The organism is Bacillus sp. EB106-08-02-XG196 (genome assembly GCF_013396335.1).
Classification (GTDB): Bacteria; Bacillota; Bacilli; order Bacillales; family Cytobacillaceae; genus Neobacillus.
Window position 1 is genome coordinate 82,956 of sequence record NZ_JABWSY010000021.1, and the last position, 22,035, is coordinate 104,990.

Below are 22,035 nucleotides of genomic sequence, written 5' to 3' on the forward strand. Positions count from 1 at the left end.
TGAAAATGTCTGCAAATGCAGACATTTTTTTTTATAATCCTTGAACTTACGGAGATAAAATATAAAATAAATAGAAGGTGTAAGTTGATTGTGAAAATCAAACAATATGAAATAGGCTAAAAAGGGAGGATAAAAAAATGAGTTGGAAAGAAAATGCAAAAAGGTGGATGGAGTTTTCAAACTTAAATGAGGAACTGAAGCAGCAGCTCGAGGAAATAAAGCAAGATGAAAAACATCTTGAAGAAGTTTTTTATAAAAATCTAGAGTTTGGGACCGGCGGGATGCGAGGCGAAATCGGTGTAGGAACCAATCGGATGAATCTATATACGGTTCGAAAAGCTTCTGCTGGACTAGCTGCATACATAGACGAACAAGGTAGTGAAGCAAAACAACGCGGAGTGGTGATTGCTTACGATTCACGACATAAATCTCCTGAATTTTGTATGGAGGCTGCCAGAACACTTGCAACAAAAGGGATAAAAACCTACGTATTTAATGAATTAAGACCAACTCCTGAACTATCATTTGCTTTAAGATATCTAAACGCATTTTCTGGAATTGTCGTTACAGCAAGCCATAATCCGCCAGAATACAATGGATATAAAGTATATGGTTCTGACGGCGGACAGCTGCCGCCTGCAGCAGCTGACGAGGTAATAACGAAAGTTGACGAAATAGAAAATGAATTGTTAATCGAAGTAGATACGGAGGAAAACCTTAGGTCACTTGGATTAATTAACACAATTGGTGATGAAATTGACCAAGCCTATATCGAAATGCTGAAAACTATTTCTGAGAATCCTTCCATTTCGAAAGAAACAGATGTCAAAATTGTATTTACACCACTGCATGGTACGGCTAATAAACCAGTTCGTCAAGCCTTGACGGCGTTGGGCTATACCGACGTAACGGTCGTTGCGGAACAGGAACTGCCTGATCCTGAATTTTCAACAGTGAAGAGTCCAAATCCTGAGGAACATGCAGCATTTGAACTAGCCATAAGGGATGGTAAAAAAGTGGGTGCAGATCTATTAATTGCAACCGATCCAGATGCAGACCGCTTAGGAATTGCTGTACGAAACCATGAAGGAGAATATGTTGTTTTAACAGGGAACCAAACAGGCGCCCTATTATTAGATTACATTCTCTCGCAAAAGCAAAGCAAAGGGACTCTTCCTTCAAATGGAGTGGTGTTAAAAACAATTGTGACTTCAGAAATCGGCAGGAAGATTGCCCAAGAATACCAATTACCAACCTTTGATGTGCTAACTGGTTTTAAATTTATTGCTGAAAAAATAAAGGAATACGAAGAAACGGGAGAATTTACTTTCTTATTTGGCTATGAAGAAAGCTATGGATATTTAATCGGAGATTTTGCTCGGGATAAGGATGCTGTCCAAGCAGCTATTTTGGCTGTAGAAGTATGTGCCTACTATAAAAAACAAGGCATGTCACTCTATGAAGGTTTACTGCAGGTATTTGAAAAGTATGGCTATTATCAAGAAGGACTAAGATCTTTAACGCTAAAAGGAAAAGAAGGTGCAGAACAGATTCAGCAAATTTTAGCTTCCTTCCGTTCTGAGCCAATAAAGAAACTTGGTGACTTAACGATATCAATGTCAGAAGATTATCTAACTGGACTTAAGCAAACCTCTAATGGGGAAGAGAAAATCGATTTACCAAAGTCCAATGTATTAAAATATACCTTCACAGACGGTTCATGGGTTTGCTTAAGACCTTCTGGTACAGAACCAAAAGTGAAATTTTATTTTGGTGTGAATAGCAATGGTTTAGAAGATAGTAGAAGTAAATTACTCGAGATCGAAAAGAATTTTATGAATCTGGTGGACGAAAAAGTCAAAAAGGTAACAGGAAACTGATTTTTCATCAATCATCTTAGTACCTCAACATGAAAGGAACAAAAGCATGTTAAAAAATCAAATCGCAATTGTTACTGGAGCGTCCAGAGGAATTGGCAAGGAAATTGCTGTTAAACTTGCAGAGCAAGGAGTGAAATTAGCAATAATCGGAAGTTCAGCACAAATTTCAGAAACAGCCGATGACCTGAAGAAAAAAGGGTTTCCACATGTATTGCCTATTCAAGCCGACGTTTCGAAAGAAGAAGACTTACAGCAAGTGGTTTCGAAAACCATTAAGGAATATGGACATATAGATATGTTGGTTAATAATGCAGGTGTGGGATTCTTTAAATTAACAGAGGAAGTAACGCTCGAAGAATGGAAAAAGGTGTTTGAAGTAAACGTACAAGGTGTATTTCTGGCAACAAAAGCTGTCCTTCCACATATGAAGGAGCGGAAATCAGGAACGATTATAACCATTGCTTCTGATGTAGCCAGATATACGATAGCTAACGGTTCAGCTTACACAGCTTCAAAATACGCAGTACAAGGTTTTTCTGGCTCTGTAGCACAAGAAGTACGTGAATATGGAATCAGAGTAGGTACTATTAACCCGGGAATGGTGGATACCTATTTTGCTGAATCTACACAAGGTTTACCGGAAAAACAAGATTGGCTTAAGGTTGAAGATATAGCAAACGCTGTGGTATATATGGCTTCAGCTCCTAAGTATATGCTTATTGATGAAATTGTCCTTCATCCACTTGTTCAACAATATCCTATCGCCTAATATAAGAAAACGGCTCCTCCTTGAGGAAGCCGTTTTTGGTTTTGGTGGAATTCGTTGGTCCGGTTGTTAAAATATTTCTCAATAAAAATTGTATCCACTTGTTTTTTCAGGAAAGACTATACATCGGTAACTCATTATCTGGTTCAACGGTTTCGTTAGCATGGTCGATATAACGAAGTAAAGAATATAAACTTTTTTCAATTACTGAGTAGTCACGTTCAAAGTGATAAGCATGCAGGAATTGCTCTATCCTCTTTGATAAAAATTGGTCTTTTGTTCGTACCATTAGTATCAGCAAATTATCCCATTCAGAGCGATGTGTATAATACAAAGCTCGATCATAATCCATTTTCTTCATTTGTTTTGTCTCCTCCTTACTAGGAGTTGAAGTTATTTTATGATATTTCGGCAATAACTTTCACAGAAAATGTTGGACAATCCGTTCTAACGCTGTTTGCAACTTTTACCTGTATAACTTGCAGCGCAATGGTTACGAAAAGGAGCCAGTATGAAGAAGCTATTATGTATTTTGATGGTTTTATTATTCCAGCTTGAAAATGTCTCACTGGCAAAAGTTGTTGAAACAAATCGTCCTTATACATATGAGAAAATGAAGGATGACCTAGAAAAGCTCAATCATCAATATCCTGCTATAAAAGTAAAAAAAATAGGGGAAACTCATTTTGGAAGAGACATTTATGCGATTAGGCTTGGTAAAGGAAAGAAGAATATCGTTTTAATTGGAGCCCATCATGGACGTGAATGGATAACAAGTATGCTTTTAATGAAGAAACTTGAAGTGTATGCTGATTTGTACCAAAGAAAAAGAGAGTTTGGGTCAATTTCAACAGATATTTTAAATGATGTTTCCATCTGGTTTATTCCCATGCTCAATCCAGACGGTGTGACCATCCAACAAAATAAACTCAATCTGTTCCCTGAAAAACACATGAAACAACTAGTGTCCATGAATGATGGTGTAGAGAACTTTGAGCGCTGGAAAGCGAATGGAATCGGGATTGATTTAAATAGACAATATCCAGCAGGATGGAAGGAGCTCACCGATGGACCTCCATTTCCCTTTTTCCAATTTTATAAGGGAAAGAGGCCTTTGGCAGCAAAAGAGGTTAAGGCTGTAACAAAATTCATTCACGACATTCATCCAGAAATTGCTGTGGCTTATCATTCGGCTGGCAGAGAGATTTTTTGGAATTATAAAAATGGCAAGCAGCTTCAACGTGACAAACAAATCGCAAAAAAAATTTCAACATTGACCGGTTATCCACTGGCAAAACCACCTAAACACGCAACGGGCGGCGGTTTTACGGATTGGTTTATCACTAACTACCACCGCCCTGCGATGACGATTGAGGTTAGTCCGCTTGTTGGAGAAACTTCCCCGCCTTTATCGTTCTTTAAAGCAGAATGGGAAAGAAATAAATATGTAGGACTTACCCTGGCAGAAGAGGCAAAGAGCTTGAAAAAGCGAAAATAAGCAGGTATACTTGCTGTTTTTTACATCTTGTTTCATCATTCCCAGATTTACTTCATACATTGTGGTAAGAGGAAAAGGGGGAATGGCGATGAATGGGGACGATCGCAAAGCTCTTGAATACGCGATTAGTGAGATCACTGAAATTGCTCGGGGCTTTGGCTTAGATTTTTATCCTATGCGATATGAAATTTGCCCAGCTGAAATCATTTACACGTTTGGTGCCTATGGAATGCCTACCAGATTTTCACACTGGAGCTTTGGGAAGCAATTTCATAAAATGAAGCTTCATTATGATTTAGGATTAAGTAAAATTTACGAACTTGTTATTAATTCAAATCCTTGTTATGCCTTCTTACTAGATTCCAATTCACTCATCCAGAATAAATTAATCGTTGCACACGTACTGGCTCATTGTGATTTCTTCAAGAATAATGTCAGGTTCCAAAATACCAAACGGGATATGGTTGAAAGCATGGCCGCCACGGCAGAACGAATCAGAACTTATGAAATACAATTTGGGAAAAAGGAAGTAGAGACCTTCCTTGATGCCATACTCGCCATTGATGAACATATTGATCCTTCATTAATGAGACCAAAACTGGCATGGTCACTGGAGGATGAAGGGGAAGAAGAATCGCCGCAAATCTCAGCAACTCCTTACGATGATTTATGGAAGTTAGATGACAGTGCTAATAAACAGCCAAGTCAGCCAAGAAAAAAGCTATTTCCACCAAAGCCGGAAAAGGACCTATTATTATTTATTGAAACTTATAGCAGGGAGCTTAAGGATTGGCAGCGAGATATACTAACAATGATGCGGGAGGAAATGCTTTATTTCTGGCCGCAGTTAGAAACGAAAATCATGAATGAAGGCTGGGCTTCCTATTGGCACCAGCGAATCATCCGTGAGATGGATTTAACGAGCGGAGAAGCAATTGAATTTGCAAAATTAAACGCAGGGGTGGTACAGCCGTCAAAGACCGGTATAAATCCTTATTACCTAGGAATTAAGATATTTGAGGACATTGAAGAACGGTATAATAATCCCACTGATGACATGATTAGAAGAGGAGTTATACCAGGCTCTGGCCGGGAAAAGATGTTTGAGGTTCGTGAAGTGGAATCAGATATATCTTTTTTACGGAATTATTTAAACAAAGATCTTGTCATGAGGGAAGATATGTATCTCTTCCAAAAGCAGGGAAGGGACTATAAAATCGTCGATAAGGAATGGGAGCATGTTCGCGACCAGTTAGTGAATATGCGAGTAAATGGAGGGTTCCCGTATATTACTGTCAATGATGGTGACTATTTGAAGAACGGTGAACTCTATTTAAAGCATTGGTATGAGGATGTGGAATTAGATGTCAAATACCTTGAAAAGGTATTGCCATATATCCAGCAGCTATGGGGAAGACCTGTTCATATTGAAACCATGATAGAAGATCGAAGAATGTTATTTTCTTATGACGGGAAAGGTGTTCACCGAAAGTATATGTAAAAAGTAGTTGTGTATTGCAAGGCTTAAATCGTCAACAAAAAAAACACCAATCAATGGTGTTTTTTTGTTTATTATTATTATTTCTTATTTTTATGTTATTTATTTAAAAGGATAGCTCCAATAGCAATCAGGAAAATCCCAATAATGGAATATACTGAAATGTTCTGTCGTAAAACTATTATAGATAAAATTGTAATAAGAATTGCATTAACGCCAGTTTGAATACCTCCAAGCATTACCGTATTTCCAAATATTTTATTCCCTTGAATGAACCCCCAAGCTAGTACAATGTTTCCTAAAAAAGAGAGAGGAAGAAAATATATATTAAATCGGATGCTATCTTTTAAAGTTGGTTGAAAGAAATGGGCAGATAAAATTGGTAATAAGGAAAAAACAGCAGCACCAATTACAATTGCGCCTATTACAAGAAATTTCAAAAGAACACCTCTTTTAATGGAAATACTTTATCCTAAATAGTATTGCGTTTTCTTTCCTATCTATTCAATTCTCCATGATTATCTTTATCTTTTCTTTTATAAGTGAGTTTATTATTATTATTTTTATTATTATTATTCAACTCTGTTAGTTAAAGAAATGTACCATAATTTTATTTTGGTATATTTTTCTTGGAGAATAATGGTAGAGTTCATGCTAAGATTTTTTTAAAGTGAGGTGTTTTTATTGGGCATACAAAAGTGTGAAGCTTGTAAGCGACAATTTAGATGGAAGGAAATACAAAAGACTATCCGTTGGAATTATAAACCACTTGTATGTAGAAAATGTGGAACGATGCATCAAATTACACTACAGAGCAAATTATTATTTTCACTTACGATAGCAGTATTGTTATTCATTTTCAGTCTAGCTAATCTTTCTTTTAATTTAAGAATAGCGGTAATAATCATCGTCTTCTTATCCGTTTTATTCAGCTTCCCTTATTTTGCTAATTATAAAAAGAATGAAAGTTCAATAAAAAAAGGAAAAAAGGTTAAACGATAACCTTTTTTCCTTTTCACTAGCAAAGTATTTACTTTACATTACTTTCTTTATTAACACTTTGAGAAATTGTAGGTTTGATTAATAGGGACCCAACGTAATAGAAGATAGCTGAGGAACCTATGCCAAATACCACCACTGAAAGCTGCGGTGCAAAGAAGTTAACCAATAAAGCTACTAAAGCGGCCATACCCCATGCAACAAATGGAAGTGGTTTCCAACTTTCGGACCCAAGCGACTGATTTTTTCTTAGAATTAGTTGATCTATAATAATGATTGTAGCGATTGGCGGAACAATTAAACCGAGAAGTTCCAGCCAGCTCTGGAAAGCGTTCCAGATACCTGAGACTGCTGCGATGATTCCAACAATCCCTAGTACGATTGTTAAAAATCTCATGCTTTTTCCTGTCATATGTGAGAAACCGACCGCACCATTATACAAGCAGTGGGTACATCCAACACCAAGATTAATAAAAACAAAAATGAGAGCCAAGAAGGAAAGAAGAGGACCTTGTCCCGATAAAATTGGCATAAAGTCTCCGCCACTCGTGGCAGGACTTTGGATTACACCTGTCGCTACGATAATTGCACCTACTACTTCGGCGATGAACTTTCCAAATGGGAAGGCTGTAATGGCAGCTAACAATCCTTCACGCCCATTTTTCGACCAACGTGTAAAGTCAGCGGTCATCGTACCAGAATCAGCAAACGTTGCAAATACCATGGTGACTGCTGCCCCAAAGGACAGAAGACCTGCACTGGTTGTTGGTTCATAATTAAAAATATCTGTATTTCCAGTTTTAAACGAGATAATAATTGAAACAATACCGAGAATGAGATATAAAGGTGCCGCGATCCATCCTAAAATTGTTAATGCTTTTATTCCGATAAAAGTTGCAGCAACATAAAGAACCCCGCCTATTAAAGTCATTAATAGCATTGGGGCACCGAATGAGCGAGCCATGGTATCGCCGGTAAGCCCTACCATAAGAGCAAACCATCCTACTACGACTGTGGAAAGTAATCCAGATACGACCATGTATCCATATCTTCCAAAAGTCCTTTGAGCAGTCATTGCAAAGTTTTCTCCGGTTTTCCCTGCCAAATAGCTTAATGCTCCCACAACTAGGCATAGCAGCAAGTTTCCTGCTAGTATTGCAGTTACCCCAACTTTAAATCCAAGCATTGCAGTGATTACTCCACCGATTACAGCGCTTGTCAAAACCATTGGGAAACCAAACCAAACAGCTGCTACAGATGCCAGCGGCTTTCTGTATTCTTTTGGTACAGGAGTAGTTTCAAATTCCGGATCTAATAATTTAGAATCCACATTATTGGTAGACATATTTTCCCTCCAGCCTATTCTTTATTTTTTGAGCGCTTTCAATAGGATCCTATATGTTTATTTTAGAAAGGAAAATTATAGAAGTCTTTGGATAGTTCAACTACAAAACTCGCAAATCATTTAGTCATTGCGCACAAAGAAGTGTGAATAAATTATGAAGAAAAATACTTTTTGGATATTTCAAACTATATTGACACAATTCATTCACAGACTATAGTCCAAAATATACAGGTGATAAAATATTTTTTTCGGGACAAAAACATCATGTAAATTTTGGAACAAATACCTAGAATGACTTTTGTAAGGATTGTCAATTGTTAGTGGAACCAACTTTTTTAATTTTTTTTACATAAGGAGGAAGATTAGATGGTTACGGTTAATGAAGGATTTTCACGAAGAAGGTTTCTTTGTAATGCTGGAAAAATTGGGGGTGCCTCAGCCGTTCTTGGCGTTACAGGTACGATGGATTTATTTTTACCTGAAGAGGTGATCGCAAATGCCGAGGCTAGCATAAACACCAAAAGGCCCGAAAAAAACAGCAGTTATATGCTTTTGAATGTACGTTTAGAAAGCGGTTATAAGTATGAAAATGGTCAAGTCGTCGCAACGGAAAGCGTAATACGAAATCTCCAAATAGTTAAAGGTAAAATTACTAAAATATTAGAAACTAATGTAACATATAATAAAAATTTGGATTGTTATGACGCCAAAGGGCTGCTATTACTGCCCTCCTTTAGAGATATGCATATTCATTTGGATAAAACCTATTATGGCGGTCCTTGGAGAGCTGCCCATCTGAGAAAAAACGGTATTTTCGATATGATTGAATTAGAACAGACACTGTTATTGGAGCTTCTGCCAACTGCTCAAGAGCGTGCAGAGAAATTAATTGAACTGATCCTTAGCTATGGTTCTACGTACGTTAGAAGCCATTGCAATATTGATCAGGTCGTAGGGTTAAAGAATCTTGAGAGTCTGAAAAAGGCATTAGCGAACTACTCCGATAAAATATCACATGAAATTGTGGCATTCCCTCAACATGGTTTGCTCCGTTCAAATGTAGAAGGTCTGATCCGTGACGCAATGCAACTTGGAGTTACCCATGTTGGCGGACTAGATCCAACCTTGGTAGATGGGAACATGGAAAAATCATTGAATACCATGGTTCAAATTGCAGCCGACTATAAAGCAGGAATTGATATCCATCTCCATGAAGGAGGAGAAACTGGAATAAATGCGATTAGACTACTGGCATATTTAACTGAACAAGCTGGTCTACAGGGAAAAGTGACGATCAGCCATGCGTTCTCGCTCGCATCGTTACCGGCTGGAGCGGATGAGGAAATGGCAAACCTCTTAGCTTCTCAGGGAATTTCCATCGCATCTTCAGTTCCAATTGGAAAAGGGGTGATGCCAATTCCACTGCTCCAGCAAAAAGGTGTTAAAGTTCTGCTGGGTAATGATAGTATCACGGATCAATGGGATCCATTCGGAATAGGAGATACCTTGCAGAAGGCGCATCTTGCTGCACAGCTTTATGGCTGGAAACACGAATACACACTGTCCCGTGCCCTCTCCCTAGCTACCGGAGGTATTACACCATTAGATGAGTCCGGTAAACAAATATGGCCGAAAGTTGGAGATACAGCAAATGCTGTTCTGGTTCAGGCAAGTTGTTCTGCTGAAACGGTTGCACGACTGTCTAAGCGTGCTGCCGTCCTGCATAAAGGCGTTCTAGCATCTGGCTCTCTTGTGGCCGTCAATAATTTAAATTAGTAGTAAAGACTTAAGATAGAGCCAAATAAAAGATTGGAGATGTAGATAATTCATACATCTCCTTTTTATTTGGCATAAAGACAACAAGCTATCATTTCTTTGACATAATTTAATCACAATCCATTGTACGATTTGCACAATTGAATGCATGGCTTTTTGGATTTGTTACACGATGACGGTGTTATGCAAAATAACTAGAATAATCATGTAAGCATTATATTTAATTGAAAATTGTACAATGCTTCCTGAGACTAAGATGAGTTTTGCTGAATTCAAATCCAAAATTTTTTTATTCAGTCATACCCATTACCCTGTATTGTAATCGAAGGGGAGAGCACACTAATTTACGTACAAATTCATGTTAATTCTTACAAACTATTTTTCTTTCTAAGAGGAGGTTCGATCTGCTCAAAAGTTTATTCGACTGCATAATTTTAGAACTATGGGGTGTCATTCTTGATAAATACAATCTCAGGTGATGCTGATTTTATAAAGGAAATTAATAATTCACTTTTCACTGGTTATGTGCATAGTACATTTAATAGAACATTTAATATTAAATCTTTCGAAAATGGCGATTTATATACCATTGCATGCAGCAAACTTGATAACGGACCTAACACGTTAATTATTGATGTTGACAATATGAAGCCACTGGAAATTGGAGTAAGTGATCGGGTACGTGTTGAACAAAATTTCTTGTATATTGGGGATAAGCTTATTATTTCTATTGATAAAATAAATAAATGGGAAAGTGTTTTACCAGCGTACCCATGTAAAGTGGAAACCGTGAAACAAAATTTAATAAAAATGAAAGAATATATTAACATTCACGGTGTAGGCGGAGGAATAAAAAAAAATGCCATACCCCAAAATCCTTTTGAAGCAGAAGTCTCGAATATGCTTGAGAAAAGAACTCTTTTACTATTAAACGAATTATTAAATGATCGAATCTCATCTGCCTTGCCGCATGCAGTTTCAATTGTTGGACTTGGACCCGGGTTAACTCCCTCTGGTGATGATTTTTTAACTGGGTTATTTACTATTTTTAATATGAAAAACAGCCCTTTTAATCCTTATCGATTATTTTGTGAAGATGTTTTAAAGAAAGCAAAAACCTTAACGAATGACATTAGTTACATGACTTTGAAAAAAGCAGCATTTGGTAAAGTAAGAGAGTCTATTATTTCATTACTTAACTCTTTATTAGTTGAGGATGATGAAGACTTAATTCTCTCTTTAAATAAATTATTAAACATAGGTTCTTCATCCGGGACAGATATAGCTTATGGCATTGTTTTCGGAATGGAGGCCACTATTAGAGCAGGAGGTAAAGTATGTTAGTACAAGCTTTGATTAAGCCAAACACATATGTCGATTCAGTATCTTTAATGTCACTTTCCACTAAAGCAAATCAAATTGAAGAAGTGGAACAGGCCATTATTGCAATGGCTACAGAAATGAATAAAGAGGTAATGAAAAATGTCGGTTTACTGACACCTGAAGTAGAGACAGCGGGGGCAAGTGATTTAGTTATTGTTGTAAAAGCAGCAACTGACGAATTATGCGAAATCGCTTTCGAAAAAATAAATGATATATTTACAAAAAAGAATTCTGGTAAAAAAGGGAAAAGTGACATTAAATTTTCTACTATTTCTGCTGCTGCAGGGAGTAATCCAGAAGCTAATTTAGCTATTATTGCTGTAAATGGTGCATATGCAGCTAGAGAAGCGAAAAAGGCTCTTGAAAATGATTTACATGTCATGATGTTTAGCGACAATGTAAGCATTGAAGATGAAATTGAGTTAAAGAAATTAGCTCATGAAAAAGGCTTATTTATGATGGGTCCAGACTGTGGAACAGCGATTATCGGAAATACTGCCCTTTGCTTCGCGAATGCGGTAAGAAAAGGGAATATCGGTATTGTTGGGGCATCAGGAACGGGCAGCCAAGAAGTAAGCGTCCGCATTCACGAATTTGGCTTCGGTATCTCACAATTAATTGGAACAGGCGGTAGAGATTTAAAAGAAGAAGTTGGCGGAATCATGATGCTTGATGGTATTCAGGCACTTGAAGACGATGAGGAGACAAAAGTCATTGTCGTTATTTCCAAACCACCTGCACCTAGTGTAGAAGAAAAAGTATTAGCGAAAATTAAAAACTGTACAAAACCAGTTGTCGTTTGGTTTGTTGGCGGGAATGAAGAAAAAATTACTGCTGCTGGCGCCCATTTTGCGAAAATGTCTAAAGAAGCTGCACTTAAAGCAGTACTATTGGCTGGGGCAGACGAAAGCAAATTAAATAAACGTGCTTTAAATATCCCGCTTATTGAAGAAGTTCGGACGAAGTTAACTCCTGAACAGAAATATATTCGTGGACTTTTTAGCGGTGGAACGCTGGCAGATGAAGCTATGCATGCAGCGATGGAGAAATTCGATAATGTCTATAGCAATATTCAAAGAAATCCAGAGTATCGACTAAAAGACCGTTATACTAGCCAAGAACATACATTCATCGACTTTGGTGATGATGAATACACACAAGGAAAGCCACACCCAATGATTGATCCATCTACACGTCTTGAAAGATTTATTCAGGAGGCAAAAGATCCGTCTGTTGGTGCTATCGTTATGGACTTTGTTATAGGTTATGGAGCACATGAAGATCCAGTTGGAGCTTTCCTTCCAGCAATCATAGAAGCAAAACAACAAGCGGAACAAGAAGGAAGACATTTGGAGATAATTGGATATGTTCTTGGAACAGAATTAGATCCGCAAAATTATGAAGAGCAAATTAATAAATTATTGGCTGCAGATGTAACGCATGCGAGCAGCATGCAGAATGCTGGCTTATTAGCTAGAGAATTTGTTGTGAAGGGAGAATAGGCATGAGTAGAATTAGCGATTTATTTAAAAGTAGACCACATGTCATTAACGTAGGAATTGAGTCCTTTAAAGATGATTTATTACAACAAGGCTCTGAGGTCATTCATTTAGAATGGACACCGCCAGGCAGAGGAAACCCGGCATTAATTGCTGCACTTGACAAGTTTGAAAATCCTGCAATCTTGGAAAAAATTGAAGAAGCTAACAGAATAGCTGTCGAAAGAATTATTAATTCTCACCCAGTGTTAATTGGATATGATCAAGCCATTAATTGCGTACCTGGTATGACCAAAACAACGATCCTCCATGCAGGTCCTCCAATTACTTGGGATAAAATGAATGGTCCTATGAAAGGTGCTGTTACAGGCGCAATCGTATTTGAAGGTTTAGCTAAGGATGTTGAAGAAGCTGCTAAACTAGCCGCCTCTGGCGAAATCACTTTCTCACCATGTCACGAGCACAACTGTGTAGGATCGATGGCAGGTGTTACATCTGCATCAATGTTCATGCACATTGTTGAAAATAAAACATATGGCAATATTGCTTATACAAACTTAAGTGAACAATTAGCAAAAATCCTTCGAATGGGAGCTAATGATCAAAGCGTTATTGATCGTTTAAATTGGATGCGCGATGTTTTCGGTCCAATTTTACGTGATGCGATGAAACTAAATCCTAATGGAATTGACTTACGCTTAATGCTTGCACAAGCACTTCATATGGGAGACGAGTGTCATAACCGAAATGTTGCGGGTACAACATTATTAATTCAGGCTTTAACTACGTATATTTTACAAACTGATTACACAATCGAACAGAAGAAAGAAGTATTTGATTTCGTTGCGAGCAGCGATTACTTCTCCGGTCCAACTTGGATGGCAATGGCGAAATGTGCCCTTGATGCTGCTCACGGCATTGAAAACAGTACAGTCGTTACAACCATGGCCCGGAATGGTGTTGAATTCGGTATCCGTGTGAGCGGAATGCCTGGAAACACTTGGTTTACTGGTCCTGCACAAAAAGTTATTGGTCCAATGTTTGCAGGTTATAAGCCAGAAGATTCTGGTCTTGATATCGGGGATAGCGCCATTACTGAAACATATGGTTTCGGCGGATTTGCGATGGCAACAGCTCCAGCAATTGTTGCATTAGTTGGTGGAACACCAGATGAAGCGATTGGTTTTACAACAAGAATGAAGGAAATCACAACTACAGAAAATCCTAACGTGACAATTCCAGTACTTGATTTCATGGGACTTCCGACAGGAATTGATGTTCGTAAGGTTATCCAAACAGGTATTATGCCTGTTATTAATACGGCGATTGCTCATAAAGATGCAGGTATCGGAATGATAGGTGCAGGAATTACCTATCCTCCAGTGGAAGCCTTTGAAAAAGCAATGCTGGCTCTAGGTGAAAACATTCAATAATATTCAAACTTAAATTAAAAGCCCAGCTTAGATTTTTAATCTACTGGGCTTTGTTTAAGAGCATTGTCTACTACTGCAACAAATCAACTGATGAAATATAAGCAAAGGCTAAAAAAATAGCTAACTACAATATTATTTTATCTAACAAACTATTCATATTTAGAGGTGATATGTAATGGCTCAAACAATTAAATTTTGGAAAAAAGGGGACTTTGCTGCTTCCTTTGGTTTATTCGTTAATGTTTTGACAGACTTTTTGGTTATGATTTCATTATTAATTGGTGTAGTTGGTATGCCAAAAGAGTTTGTTTATAAACAAATAGTTCCTGGCTTTGGATTTGCTGTATTGCTATCTGGCATTATATTTGCTTATTTTGCTTATAAATTGGCTAAGAAAACAGGTAGAACAGATGTTACCGCACTACCATCAGGTTCTAGTTCACCTGGTATTTTTCTTATCGTATTTGTGATTATGCTTCCTCTCTATCAACAAACACAGGACGCTGCTTTCACAACCACAGTTGCTGTAATTTGGGGATTTATTGAGGCTGCCATATTATTTTTAGGAGCATTCCTGGGTGAAACGATTAGAAAGATTGTCCCAAGAACTGTATTGCTAGCAGCCTTGGCAGGTTTGGCATTTGTATTCTTGGGTATGAACCCAATGCTGCAATCCTTTGAAATGCCTATAGTGGCATTTGTTGCCTTAATCATCATTTTCATGAACTGGTTAAGTAAACATCCAATTTTAAAGAAAATACCTACCGGTTTATTATTGATCGTAGTAGGAACTGCAATTGCTTGGATAGCTGGATATCAAAATCCTGCTGATGTTACTGAAGCACTAAAATCATTCGGCTTTAATCCTCCAATGCTGCATTTAAATGGGTTTGCCGACAGTTTAAACGCTGCTTTGCCATATTTACTAACTGCTGTACCTTTAGGGTTAGCAAACTACATTTTTAACTTGGAAAACGTAGAAGCTGCTGCTGTCAGTGGAGATGAATACAAAACTCGTGATGTTATGCTTGCAAACGGTTTTTCTACTCTAATAGGCGGCCTTTGTGGTAACCCATTCCCAGTAACAGTATATGTAGGACATGCTGGCTGGAAAGAAGTTGGAGCAGGTTTAGGCTATTCAATTGCCAGCTCTGTTGCCATATTCTTATTATCGGTTTTCAGTCTTATGGGACTGTTGCTAGCTGTTGTCCCAATTGCTGCTATCGTTCCGATGCTTGTGTTTATTGCGATTGTAACAGGGCATCAAGTTGTGAAAGAAAGTCCGAAATTTGAAGCTCCAGCAATCTTTATATGTTTCTTCCCGTGGGTTGCGAACTGGGCACTTGTTGCTGTTAATAATGCACTTTCAGCTGCTGGTAAGTCTGTGGGAGATGCTGCCGATCAAGTATCTTCACTAGCTCTGCATAATGCTGGACTTTTCTACGATGGCTTGGTTGCTCTAGGTAATGGTGCTCCTATTTCAAGTGTTCTTTGGGGTTGTATAGCTGTATTTACGATCCGCAATACTCCTATTGGAGGCATTATTGCTGCAGTACTAGCATCTGCTTTAACTTTTATTGGTGCCATTCATACAAGCACTATCGGACTTGCACAAGCAACTGCTATGCCTTTCGTTTGGGGATATTTGCTAATTGCTGCATTCTTAGCGTATAAACTCTATGTAAATAAGAAAGATAATATTGGTCCTGTTACAGAGTAAAAATAGGAGGAATTTGGATATGGATTATATGAAATTAGCTGCAGATGCAACATTTGTTGGTATGGCAAACAAAGTTGGTGGACCATTCGGTGCAACAATCGTACGCGGTGATGAAATTATCGCTGTAGTAAGCAATAGAATGATGAGAGATATTGACCCATCTGCTCATGCTGAAATGGTTGCCATTCGTGAGGCTTGTAAAAAGTTAGGAACAATGGATTTATCTGATTGTGTGATCTATGCAACTTGTGAACCTTGTCCAATGTGTGTGTCCGCCATTATTTGGACAGGAATTAAAGAAGTTTATTACTGTAACACGAGCGAAGATGCTGATAAATTTGGCTTCTCTGATATGCATTTACGTAAGTATTTAACAGGTGAAGATAAAAGTGTTCTCAAAATGGTTAAAGTAGAGCAAAGAAAAGATTGTGATGATTTGTTTGAGTATTTCCATAAATCTATTAAATAACAAAAAGCCCAGCTTAGATTAATAATCTGCTGGGCTTTTTTTAACTCAGGCGGGTTTTTAAAAAATCAATGACTTGATTAAGTGCATGTTGAACAATCGGGTCTTGGAAGTCTTTATCAAATACATGCTCACCATTTGGAATCGTAATAAGTCTTGCATCAACCGATTGTTTAATAAGGGCAGCTCTCATAAATACTGATTGTTCGTATGGTACATCCGTATCCTTTGTTCCGTGTAATAATAAAGTTGGTGGAAATTCCTTTGCGACATTTCGATTCGGGCAGAATGGATAGAGAGCTTCTTTATTGTTTAAAGGATTTACCCCTGTAATTTCCTCAATCCACACTCCATTCTGTCGCGCATAAACATAAAATAAAAAACGTTCTTCTACGGATGCCTCGGTTACGATACGATCTGTGATCAATTTGTAAGCAAGTTCCTTAGAAACAGTGTCCTTTTGACAATAAAATTTACTTGGACTAGCAGCCCAGCTTCCAACAAGATCCCCGTATCCGTAAAACGAAACAATTGCACGTGGCTTATGAGTAAATGTTCCAGTAGAGAGAGCTAAAAAACCACCGGCGGAACTTCCTACAACTGCAATTTTCTTTGGATCTATTGAAAATTGTTTTGATCCTACTATTTGAATCCATTGGATTGCATCTTCGATATCCTTAAGAATTTCATTTAGTTTTGTCCTAGGGGCCAGCCTATAGTCGATTGAAAATAATGAGAATCCATTGTCGGTGTATAGTTTGATCATTTCTTCACTTATTTCTTCTCTTGTTCCCCAAATTAATCCTCCGCCATGTATATAGATGACAACTGGGGCATTTTCTTGGTAAGTCCCATAAAAATCGGCCTTAATTGAGAAATTTATATCCTCTTTATAAATAACCGTTTTCTTCATTTTTATTAACACGTCCTGTCTAAATATAGTTTCAGTTAATACTAAAAAAAATAGTCAAATAATGCAATTAAAAGGATTGTGCAAAATAACAAATAATCCCACTGTTTTCAGGTTTTTCTAATCATATGTATAGGACATATTTTGTACAAAGTTTATTGTATAACTTGCCTAAATGAATACCTCCCTTTTTGGTTTAGGTAGACAATGACCAAAAAAGGGTTTCCGTATAAAATTTTAGATGTAACCGGTTAACCATTATTATTATTTCTCTTCCAGCTTTATAAAATTTTAATTGAGATAAGAAAGAGTTTTTGCTGTGAAAAGGAGGCAACTTAAGCAGAGGTGTATTCAATAATGTTAACTAACAATATTTTCTTCATATCCAACAAACTAATTCATATTTAGAGGTGAACCGTAATGGATCAAACAATTAAATTTTGGAAAAAAGGGGACTTGGCTGCATACTTCGGTCTACTCGCCAATAACTTAACCAATCTTCTTACAATGATGTCATTATTAATTTTTGTTGTAGGTATTCCATCATCAGTCGTTTATGGGAAAATTGCCCCAGCTTTTGGGATGGGTATATTTATCGCAAGTTGTGCGTATGGCATTTTTGCATATCGTCTAGCTAAAAAAACGGGCAGGTCTGATGTAACAGCATTGCCTTCAGGACCAAGTGCTCCTTCTATTTTCACTGTAACTTTTTTAGTCATATTGCCAGTCTATACCCAAACAAAAGATTATGAGTTTGCCATTGGGATTGCACTAGTATGGTGTTTCGTTGAAGCAATGATTCTAGTAGTCGGATCATTATTGGGCGATACGATAAGAAAAATTATTCCTAGAACAGTATTATTATCTTGTTTAGCTGGTCTTGGACTATTGTTATTAGCCATGAATCCAATGTTACAAGCATTTGAAGCTCCGATGATTGCTTTCGCTGTGTTAATCATTATTTTCATTAACTGGTTTGGTAAATCACCGGTCTTTGCAAAAATTCCAACAGGGTTTTTATTGCTAGCTGTTGGTACAGGGATTGCCTGGGCTTTAGGTGTGATGGAGCCTGGTGCAATTTCACAATCTTTATCATCATTTGGATTCAATCCTCCTACATTAAATATTGATGGTTTTATGCAAGGGTTGCCACATGCCCTTCCGTATTTGGCATCAGCTATACCACTAGGTCTTTCTAACTATGTGTTTGACTTGGAGAATATTGAAAGTGCCTCTACTGCAGGGGATGATTATGAAACAAGACAAGTTATGTTAACGAATGGACTTGCTTCTATGCTTGGTGCAGCATTTGGAAATCCATATCCAGTAACAGTATATGTAGGACACCCAGGATGGAAATCAATGGGCGCTGGTATTGGATATACAGTAGCAACCGGTTTATCGATGTTAATTCTTTCACTATTTGGTATTGGAGCATTTTTGCTAGCGATCATTCCGATTTATGCCATCGCTCCTATCCTAGTTTATATCGGAGTTGTAACGGCCAACCAAGTTGTTCGTGAAACGCCGAAAATTGAAGTTCCAGTTATCTTTATTGCATTATTCCCATGGATTGCAAACTGGGCTCTAACACTTGCTAATAATGTACTTGGTGCCGCTGGAACTGCTGCGGGAACCGTGGGGCTTGATAAGCTTGCTAGTAAAGGGGTTTATTATGAAGGATTGTCACATTTAGGAAATGGTGCACCGATTGCCAGTCTGTTATGGGGATGTATAGCGATTTTTGCTATCAATGATAAACCGTTACGTGGTGCTGCCGCAGCAGCAATAGCTGCCGTACTGTCCATCGTTGGGTTTATCCACTCTCCAACAGTCGCATTTGCTAAAGGTGCTTCTGTAGAATTTTTCTTTGGCTATCTAATGATGGCAGCTATATTTGTTATCAAATTTGTGATGGATCGTAGTAAAGCACAGCCGAAACCTGAAACAGAAGAAAAAATTGCATAATTAGAACGTTAAAATTCACCTTCGATAGAGGATTGAATAGCTATCGAAGGTGAAATTTATTCTAGATTAATGGTAAAGGGGAGAATTTTATGATGGAGCTAATCCTTGCAAGTGAACGTGGAGATCTACAGTCTGTAAAGCAATTATTAGAAAACGGGGCTGACGTGTCTTTTAAGGACGTAGAAGGCCGAACAGCTTTGATGGCTGCTACACAGAAAAATCAACTTTCAGTCGTTAAATTACTATTAGAAGCTGGCAGTGATGTAAACACAAGAGATATTACACAATTAACACCGTTTATTTGTTCTGGTGCAAATGGTTTTCATGAAATTTTAAGTGTAATGCTGAAATATGGAGCAGATTTAAATAGTGTAAACCGATTTGGCGGCACTGCATTATTACCTTCCAGTGAAAAAGGCTATCTAAAAACCGTACAAAGATGTTTGGAAGCTGGTATCCCTGTCAATCATGCCAACAATTTAGGCTGGTCAGCTCTATTAGAGTCTGTCATTTTGGGTAATGGCGGCCGCTTATACTCAATGATCATTGAATTACTAGTCAAAGCCGATGCAGATGTGAATTTACCAGATAGGGATGGGAAATCATCACTTCAGCATGCCAAAGAATTAAAGCATCAAAATGTAGTAAAGATTCTTACGAATGAGTATGTTGAACAGAATGATTATATAAATCGTGCAAAAGCATTCTACTTAGATGATAAGTATGAAGAAGTAATTTCATTAATGAATCAAGCTATCGAGACAGATTCAAATAATCTAGATTATTATTTCTACAAAGGCTATTCTTTGCAAGAATTAAAGCGGCATGACGAAGCGCTCGAAGCATATAAAAAAGCGTTAGTGCTAAATCCAAATGAACTTGATTTTTATTTCTATACTGCTAATTGCTTAAGGTTAATGAAAAAACCTGAAGAAGCACTTATTGAATATGACAAGGCATGCGAATTAGATCCTAATGAAACTTTTTATCGTTACCATAAATCAAATTATCTAAGAGAACTAGGCCGACATGAGGAAGCTGTAGTCGAAATGGATAAGCTTTTAGCACTTCAGCCACACAGATATGATTTTTCTTTCCACAAGGCAAACAGTTTAAGATCACTTGGCAAGCATGAAGCCGCGATTGAGGCAATTGAAAATGCAATTGCAAACGATCCAACTAATCCATTATACCAATTGCACAAGAACCAATCCTTAGAATTATTAAAAAAACAACTAGAATCACAGGAGGTAAACAGATGAGTAAATTAGTTATTGTTGCTATTGGTGGAAACTCTCTAGTTCGAGACAACGGCCGCGATTCCATTCAAGATCAATATGAAGCTGTTCAAGAAACTGCCGTGAATATCGCAGATATGGTTCAAGAAGGTTACAATGTAGTTGTGACACATGGAAATGGTCCACAGGTTGGTTTTGGACTTAGAAGGTCTGAAATTGCTAATGAAATGGCAGGTATGCCGGATGTGCCGCTCGTCAATTGTGTGGCAGATACACAAGGCGGTATTGGATACCAAATTCAACAAGCGTTAACAAACGAATTTACTAAAAGAGGCATAAATAAGAAAGTTGCAACGATCATTACCCAAGTTGAAGTTGACATTAATGATCCGAATTTTGAAAATCCAACAAAACCGGTTGGTTCATTCTTTACATTAGAACAAGCAGAAGAAATGAAATTGGAACATCCTGAGTGGATTTTTATGGAAGATTCCGGACGTGGATATCGTAGAGTGGTTCCATCACCAAAACCAATTGATATTGTTGAAAAAGAAGCCATCAAATCATTGGTAGATGCTGGATACGTTGTGATTGCGGCTGGCGGCGGAGGAATTCCGGTTATAAAGACAAGAGAGAATGAGTATTTGGGTGTCGATGCGGTAATTGATAAAGATTTTGCTACCAGCCTTTTAGCGGAACAAGTCAATGCTGAGACTTTAATTATTACAACTGGTGTTCCAAGAGTATGTATTAATTTTGGAAAACCAAATCAATTGGCTCTAGAAAAAATTACAGTTGAAGAAACAAAACAATATGTTCTTGAAAACCACTTTGCACCAGGCAGTATGCTGCCAAAAATTGAGGCTAGCCTAAGCTTCTTAGAAAATGGTGGGAAGAAAGTAGTTATTACAAACCCAGAAAGTTTACAAGATGCGATTAATGAAAAACAAGGTACTCACATTGTTACACAGATAAATACAACTCCTTGTATGAAATAATTAATAATAAGAACAAAGTCCGACACTTAGTAAAACAGTGCCGGACTTTGTTCTTATTGTATTTACCTTTTTTCTTTCTCCCGAAATTCTGTTGGTGATATCCCCTCTATTTTCCGAAATAATGTACTAAAATAGTTTTGACTGCTAAATCCTGAATTTTCTGCTACATCAGATATAGTCCAGTTTGGGTGAGCAATTAGAATCCTTTTCGCTTCGTGGATACGATATCGAATTAAATACTCCGAAAAAGCAACACCTACTTCTTCATGAAATTTTCGACTTAGGTAGGTAGGGTTAGCATGAACCTCATTTGCGATTTCTGAAAGTGAGATTTTTTCAGCAAAGTTTTCGTGAATGGCTTTCAGCGAGCATTGGATTAAGCTGGAATAATTTTGAGAAAACGGATTTTCTTTATACTTTGATAGAATTGTTAATAATTCCCTCTCGATAACAGGCTTCGTTAAATAGTCAACTACCCCAATTCTAATTGATTGCTGAGCATAGCTGAAATCTTGGCAGGCAGTAACCATGATTATTTCCACATCTTTGTTCCTTTGCCGCAGTTCTTCCCCAAATTTAAGTGTTTTTGCCAACCATAAATTACCGATAGTTGACGGTATTGCCTGTCCGGATGTAGACGAGTATAATGTCCACGTAT

The 22,035-nt window shown here is 37.5% G+C and carries 19 protein-coding genes; 14 read left to right on the plus strand and 5 right to left on the minus strand.

What is annotated here, in order from left to right:
• Positions 1 to 137: 137 nt before the first annotated feature.
• Together MLOOGBEN_RS25815 and MLOOGBEN_RS25820 are read left to right on the plus strand one after the other, a co-directional pair.
• A complete protein-coding gene (locus tag MLOOGBEN_RS25815; RefSeq protein ID WP_179161127.1) occupies positions 138 to 1,880 on the plus strand; it encodes a phospho-sugar mutase in 1,743 nt (580 codons plus the stop codon).
• 46 nt (positions 1,881 to 1,926) lie between these two features.
• A complete protein-coding gene (locus tag MLOOGBEN_RS25820; protein ID WP_179161128.1) occupies positions 1,927 to 2,649 on the plus strand; it encodes an SDR family oxidoreductase in 723 nt (240 codons plus the stop codon).
• A gap of 106 nt (positions 2,650 to 2,755) precedes the next feature.
• Here the strand turns inward: MLOOGBEN_RS25820 and MLOOGBEN_RS25825 are convergent, their stop codons facing one another.
• Positions 2,756 to 3,007, minus strand: coding sequence for a YhdB family protein (locus MLOOGBEN_RS25825; protein WP_179161129.1), 252 nt, complete (start codon positions 3,005 to 3,007; stop codon positions 2,756 to 2,758).
• A gap of 150 nt (positions 3,008 to 3,157) precedes the next feature.
• Between MLOOGBEN_RS25825 and MLOOGBEN_RS25830 the strand changes: the two genes are divergently transcribed.
• The gene (locus MLOOGBEN_RS25830) at positions 3,158 to 4,144 is read left to right on the plus strand and encodes a M14 family zinc carboxypeptidase (protein WP_179161130.1); all 987 of its coding nucleotides are present in this window, start codon (positions 3,158 to 3,160) and stop codon (positions 4,142 to 4,144) included.
• An 88-nt stretch (positions 4,145 to 4,232) separates the two neighbouring features.
• A complete protein-coding gene (locus tag MLOOGBEN_RS25835) occupies positions 4,233 to 5,645 on the plus strand; it encodes a SpoVR family protein (RefSeq protein WP_179161131.1) in 1,413 nt (470 codons plus the stop codon).
• A gap of 95 nt (positions 5,646 to 5,740) precedes the next feature.
• On the opposite strand, the gene MLOOGBEN_RS25840 is transcribed toward MLOOGBEN_RS25835, so the two are convergent.
• On the minus strand, positions 5,741 to 6,082 hold the full coding sequence (locus tag MLOOGBEN_RS25840; protein WP_179161132.1) for a hypothetical protein: 342 nt from the start codon (positions 6,080 to 6,082) through the stop codon (positions 5,741 to 5,743).
• A gap of 235 nt (positions 6,083 to 6,317) precedes the next feature.
• Here MLOOGBEN_RS25840 and MLOOGBEN_RS29765 point away from each other — a divergent pair, with 235 nt between their 5' ends.
• Positions 6,318 to 6,644 carry a TIGR04104 family putative zinc finger protein gene (locus MLOOGBEN_RS29765; RefSeq protein WP_368737826.1) on the plus strand — a complete coding sequence of 109 codons (327 nt, stop codon included), beginning with the start codon at positions 6,318 to 6,320 and terminating at the stop codon, positions 6,642 to 6,644.
• A gap of 28 nt (positions 6,645 to 6,672) precedes the next feature.
• Here MLOOGBEN_RS29765 and MLOOGBEN_RS25850 read toward each other — a convergent pair whose 3' ends face one another.
• On the minus strand, positions 6,673 to 7,986 hold the full coding sequence (locus MLOOGBEN_RS25850) for a cytosine permease (RefSeq protein WP_179161134.1): 1,314 nt from the start codon (positions 7,984 to 7,986) through the stop codon (positions 6,673 to 6,675).
• Between the two features lie 546 nt (positions 7,987 to 8,532).
• Here MLOOGBEN_RS25850 and MLOOGBEN_RS25855 point away from each other — a divergent pair.
• From MLOOGBEN_RS25855 to MLOOGBEN_RS25880, 6 genes are all read left to right on the plus strand, one after another.
• Positions 8,533 to 9,762: an amidohydrolase gene (locus tag MLOOGBEN_RS25855; protein WP_483296403.1), complete on the plus strand. Its 1,230-nt coding sequence runs from the start codon at positions 8,533 to 8,535 to the stop codon at positions 9,760 to 9,762.
• Between the two features lie 456 nt (positions 9,763 to 10,218).
• Positions 10,219 to 11,106 carry an oxamate carbamoyltransferase subunit AllH family protein gene (locus MLOOGBEN_RS25860; protein ID WP_179161136.1) on the plus strand — a complete coding sequence of 296 codons (888 nt, stop codon included), beginning with the start codon at positions 10,219 to 10,221 and terminating at the stop codon, positions 11,104 to 11,106.
• The gene (gene fdrA / locus MLOOGBEN_RS25865; protein ID WP_179161137.1) at positions 11,100 to 12,647 is read left to right on the plus strand and encodes an acyl-CoA synthetase FdrA; all 1,548 of its coding nucleotides are present in this window, start codon (positions 11,100 to 11,102) and stop codon (positions 12,645 to 12,647) included. Before MLOOGBEN_RS25860 ends, fdrA begins: the two co-directional genes overlap by 7 nt.
• Positions 12,648 to 12,649: 2 nt before the next feature.
• A complete protein-coding gene (locus MLOOGBEN_RS25870; protein WP_179161138.1) occupies positions 12,650 to 14,077 on the plus strand; it encodes a YlbE family protein in 1,428 nt (475 codons plus the stop codon).
• 175 nt (positions 14,078 to 14,252) lie between these two features.
• On the plus strand, positions 14,253 to 15,797 hold the full coding sequence (locus tag MLOOGBEN_RS25875) for a xanthine permease (RefSeq protein ID WP_179161139.1): 1,545 nt from the start codon (positions 14,253 to 14,255) through the stop codon (positions 15,795 to 15,797).
• 19 nt (positions 15,798 to 15,816) lie between these two features.
• Positions 15,817 to 16,266, plus strand: a complete 450-nt coding sequence (locus tag MLOOGBEN_RS25880; RefSeq protein ID WP_179161140.1) for a nucleoside deaminase — start codon at positions 15,817 to 15,819, stop codon at positions 16,264 to 16,266.
• A 40-nt stretch (positions 16,267 to 16,306) separates the two neighbouring features.
• Here MLOOGBEN_RS25880 and MLOOGBEN_RS25885 read toward each other — a convergent pair whose 3' ends face one another.
• Entirely contained in the window at positions 16,307 to 17,176 is an 870-nt protein-coding gene (locus MLOOGBEN_RS25885) for an alpha/beta hydrolase (protein ID WP_179161141.1), read from the minus strand.
• Positions 17,177 to 17,593: 417 nt separating this feature from the next.
• On the opposite strand from MLOOGBEN_RS25885, the gene MLOOGBEN_RS29520 reads away from it, so the two are divergent.
• The 3 genes from MLOOGBEN_RS29520 to arcC all read left to right on the plus strand — a co-directional run bounded on the left by MLOOGBEN_RS29520 (position 17,594) and on the right by arcC (position 21,377).
• The gene (locus MLOOGBEN_RS29520) at positions 17,594 to 19,141 is read left to right on the plus strand and encodes a xanthine permease (protein ID WP_179161142.1); all 1,548 of its coding nucleotides are present in this window, start codon (positions 17,594 to 17,596) and stop codon (positions 19,139 to 19,141) included.
• 89 nt (positions 19,142 to 19,230) lie between these two features.
• Complete coding sequence (locus MLOOGBEN_RS25895) at positions 19,231 to 20,403, plus strand: ankyrin repeat domain-containing protein (protein ID WP_179161143.1); 1,173 nt, start codon at positions 19,231 to 19,233, stop codon at positions 20,401 to 20,403.
• Positions 20,400 to 21,377, plus strand: coding sequence for a carbamate kinase (arcC, locus tag MLOOGBEN_RS25900; RefSeq protein ID WP_179161144.1), 978 nt, complete (start codon positions 20,400 to 20,402; stop codon positions 21,375 to 21,377). The genes MLOOGBEN_RS25895 and arcC overlap by 4 nt, the downstream gene beginning before the upstream one ends.
• Positions 21,378 to 21,439: 62 nt before the next feature.
• Here arcC and MLOOGBEN_RS25905 read toward each other — a convergent pair.
• On the minus strand, positions 21,440 to 22,035 hold a 596-nt coding region (locus MLOOGBEN_RS25905; RefSeq protein ID WP_179161145.1), incomplete at its 5' end, for a response regulator transcription factor.

Bases quoted from the DNA above. Each gene is read 5' to 3' on its own strand.
- MLOOGBEN_RS25815 (WP_179161127.1), top strand. From the start codon at position 138: ATGAGTTGGAAAGAAAATGCAAAAAGGTGGATGGAGTTTTCAAACTTA.
- MLOOGBEN_RS25820 (WP_179161128.1), top strand. From the start codon at position 1,927: ATGTTAAAAAATCAAATCGCAATTGTTACTGGAGCGTCCAGAGGAATT.
- MLOOGBEN_RS25825 (WP_179161129.1), bottom strand. From the start codon at position 3,007: ATGAAGAAAATGGATTATGATCGAGCTTTGTATTATACACATCGCTCT.
- MLOOGBEN_RS25830 (WP_179161130.1), top strand. From the start codon at position 3,158: ATGAAGAAGCTATTATGTATTTTGATGGTTTTATTATTCCAGCTTGAA.
- MLOOGBEN_RS25835 (WP_179161131.1), top strand. From the start codon at position 4,233: ATGAATGGGGACGATCGCAAAGCTCTTGAATACGCGATTAGTGAGATC.
- MLOOGBEN_RS25850 (WP_179161134.1), bottom strand. From the start codon at position 7,986: ATGTCTACCAATAATGTGGATTCTAAATTATTAGATCCGGAATTTGAA.
- MLOOGBEN_RS25855 (WP_483296403.1), top strand. From the start codon at position 8,533: ATGCTTTTGAATGTACGTTTAGAAAGCGGTTATAAGTATGAAAATGGT.
- fdrA (WP_179161137.1), top strand. From the start codon at position 11,100: ATGTTAGTACAAGCTTTGATTAAGCCAAACACATATGTCGATTCAGTA.
- MLOOGBEN_RS25870 (WP_179161138.1), top strand. From the start codon at position 12,650: ATGAGTAGAATTAGCGATTTATTTAAAAGTAGACCACATGTCATTAAC.
- MLOOGBEN_RS25875 (WP_179161139.1), top strand. From the start codon at position 14,253: ATGGCTCAAACAATTAAATTTTGGAAAAAAGGGGACTTTGCTGCTTCC.
- MLOOGBEN_RS25880 (WP_179161140.1), top strand. From the start codon at position 15,817: ATGGATTATATGAAATTAGCTGCAGATGCAACATTTGTTGGTATGGCA.
- MLOOGBEN_RS25885 (WP_179161141.1), bottom strand. From the start codon at position 17,176: ATGAAGAAAACGGTTATTTATAAAGAGGATATAAATTTCTCAATTAAG.
- MLOOGBEN_RS29520 (WP_179161142.1), top strand. From the start codon at position 17,594: ATGGATCAAACAATTAAATTTTGGAAAAAAGGGGACTTGGCTGCATAC.
- MLOOGBEN_RS25895 (WP_179161143.1), top strand. From the start codon at position 19,231: ATGATGGAGCTAATCCTTGCAAGTGAACGTGGAGATCTACAGTCTGTA.
- arcC (WP_179161144.1), top strand. From the start codon at position 20,400: ATGAGTAAATTAGTTATTGTTGCTATTGGTGGAAACTCTCTAGTTCGA.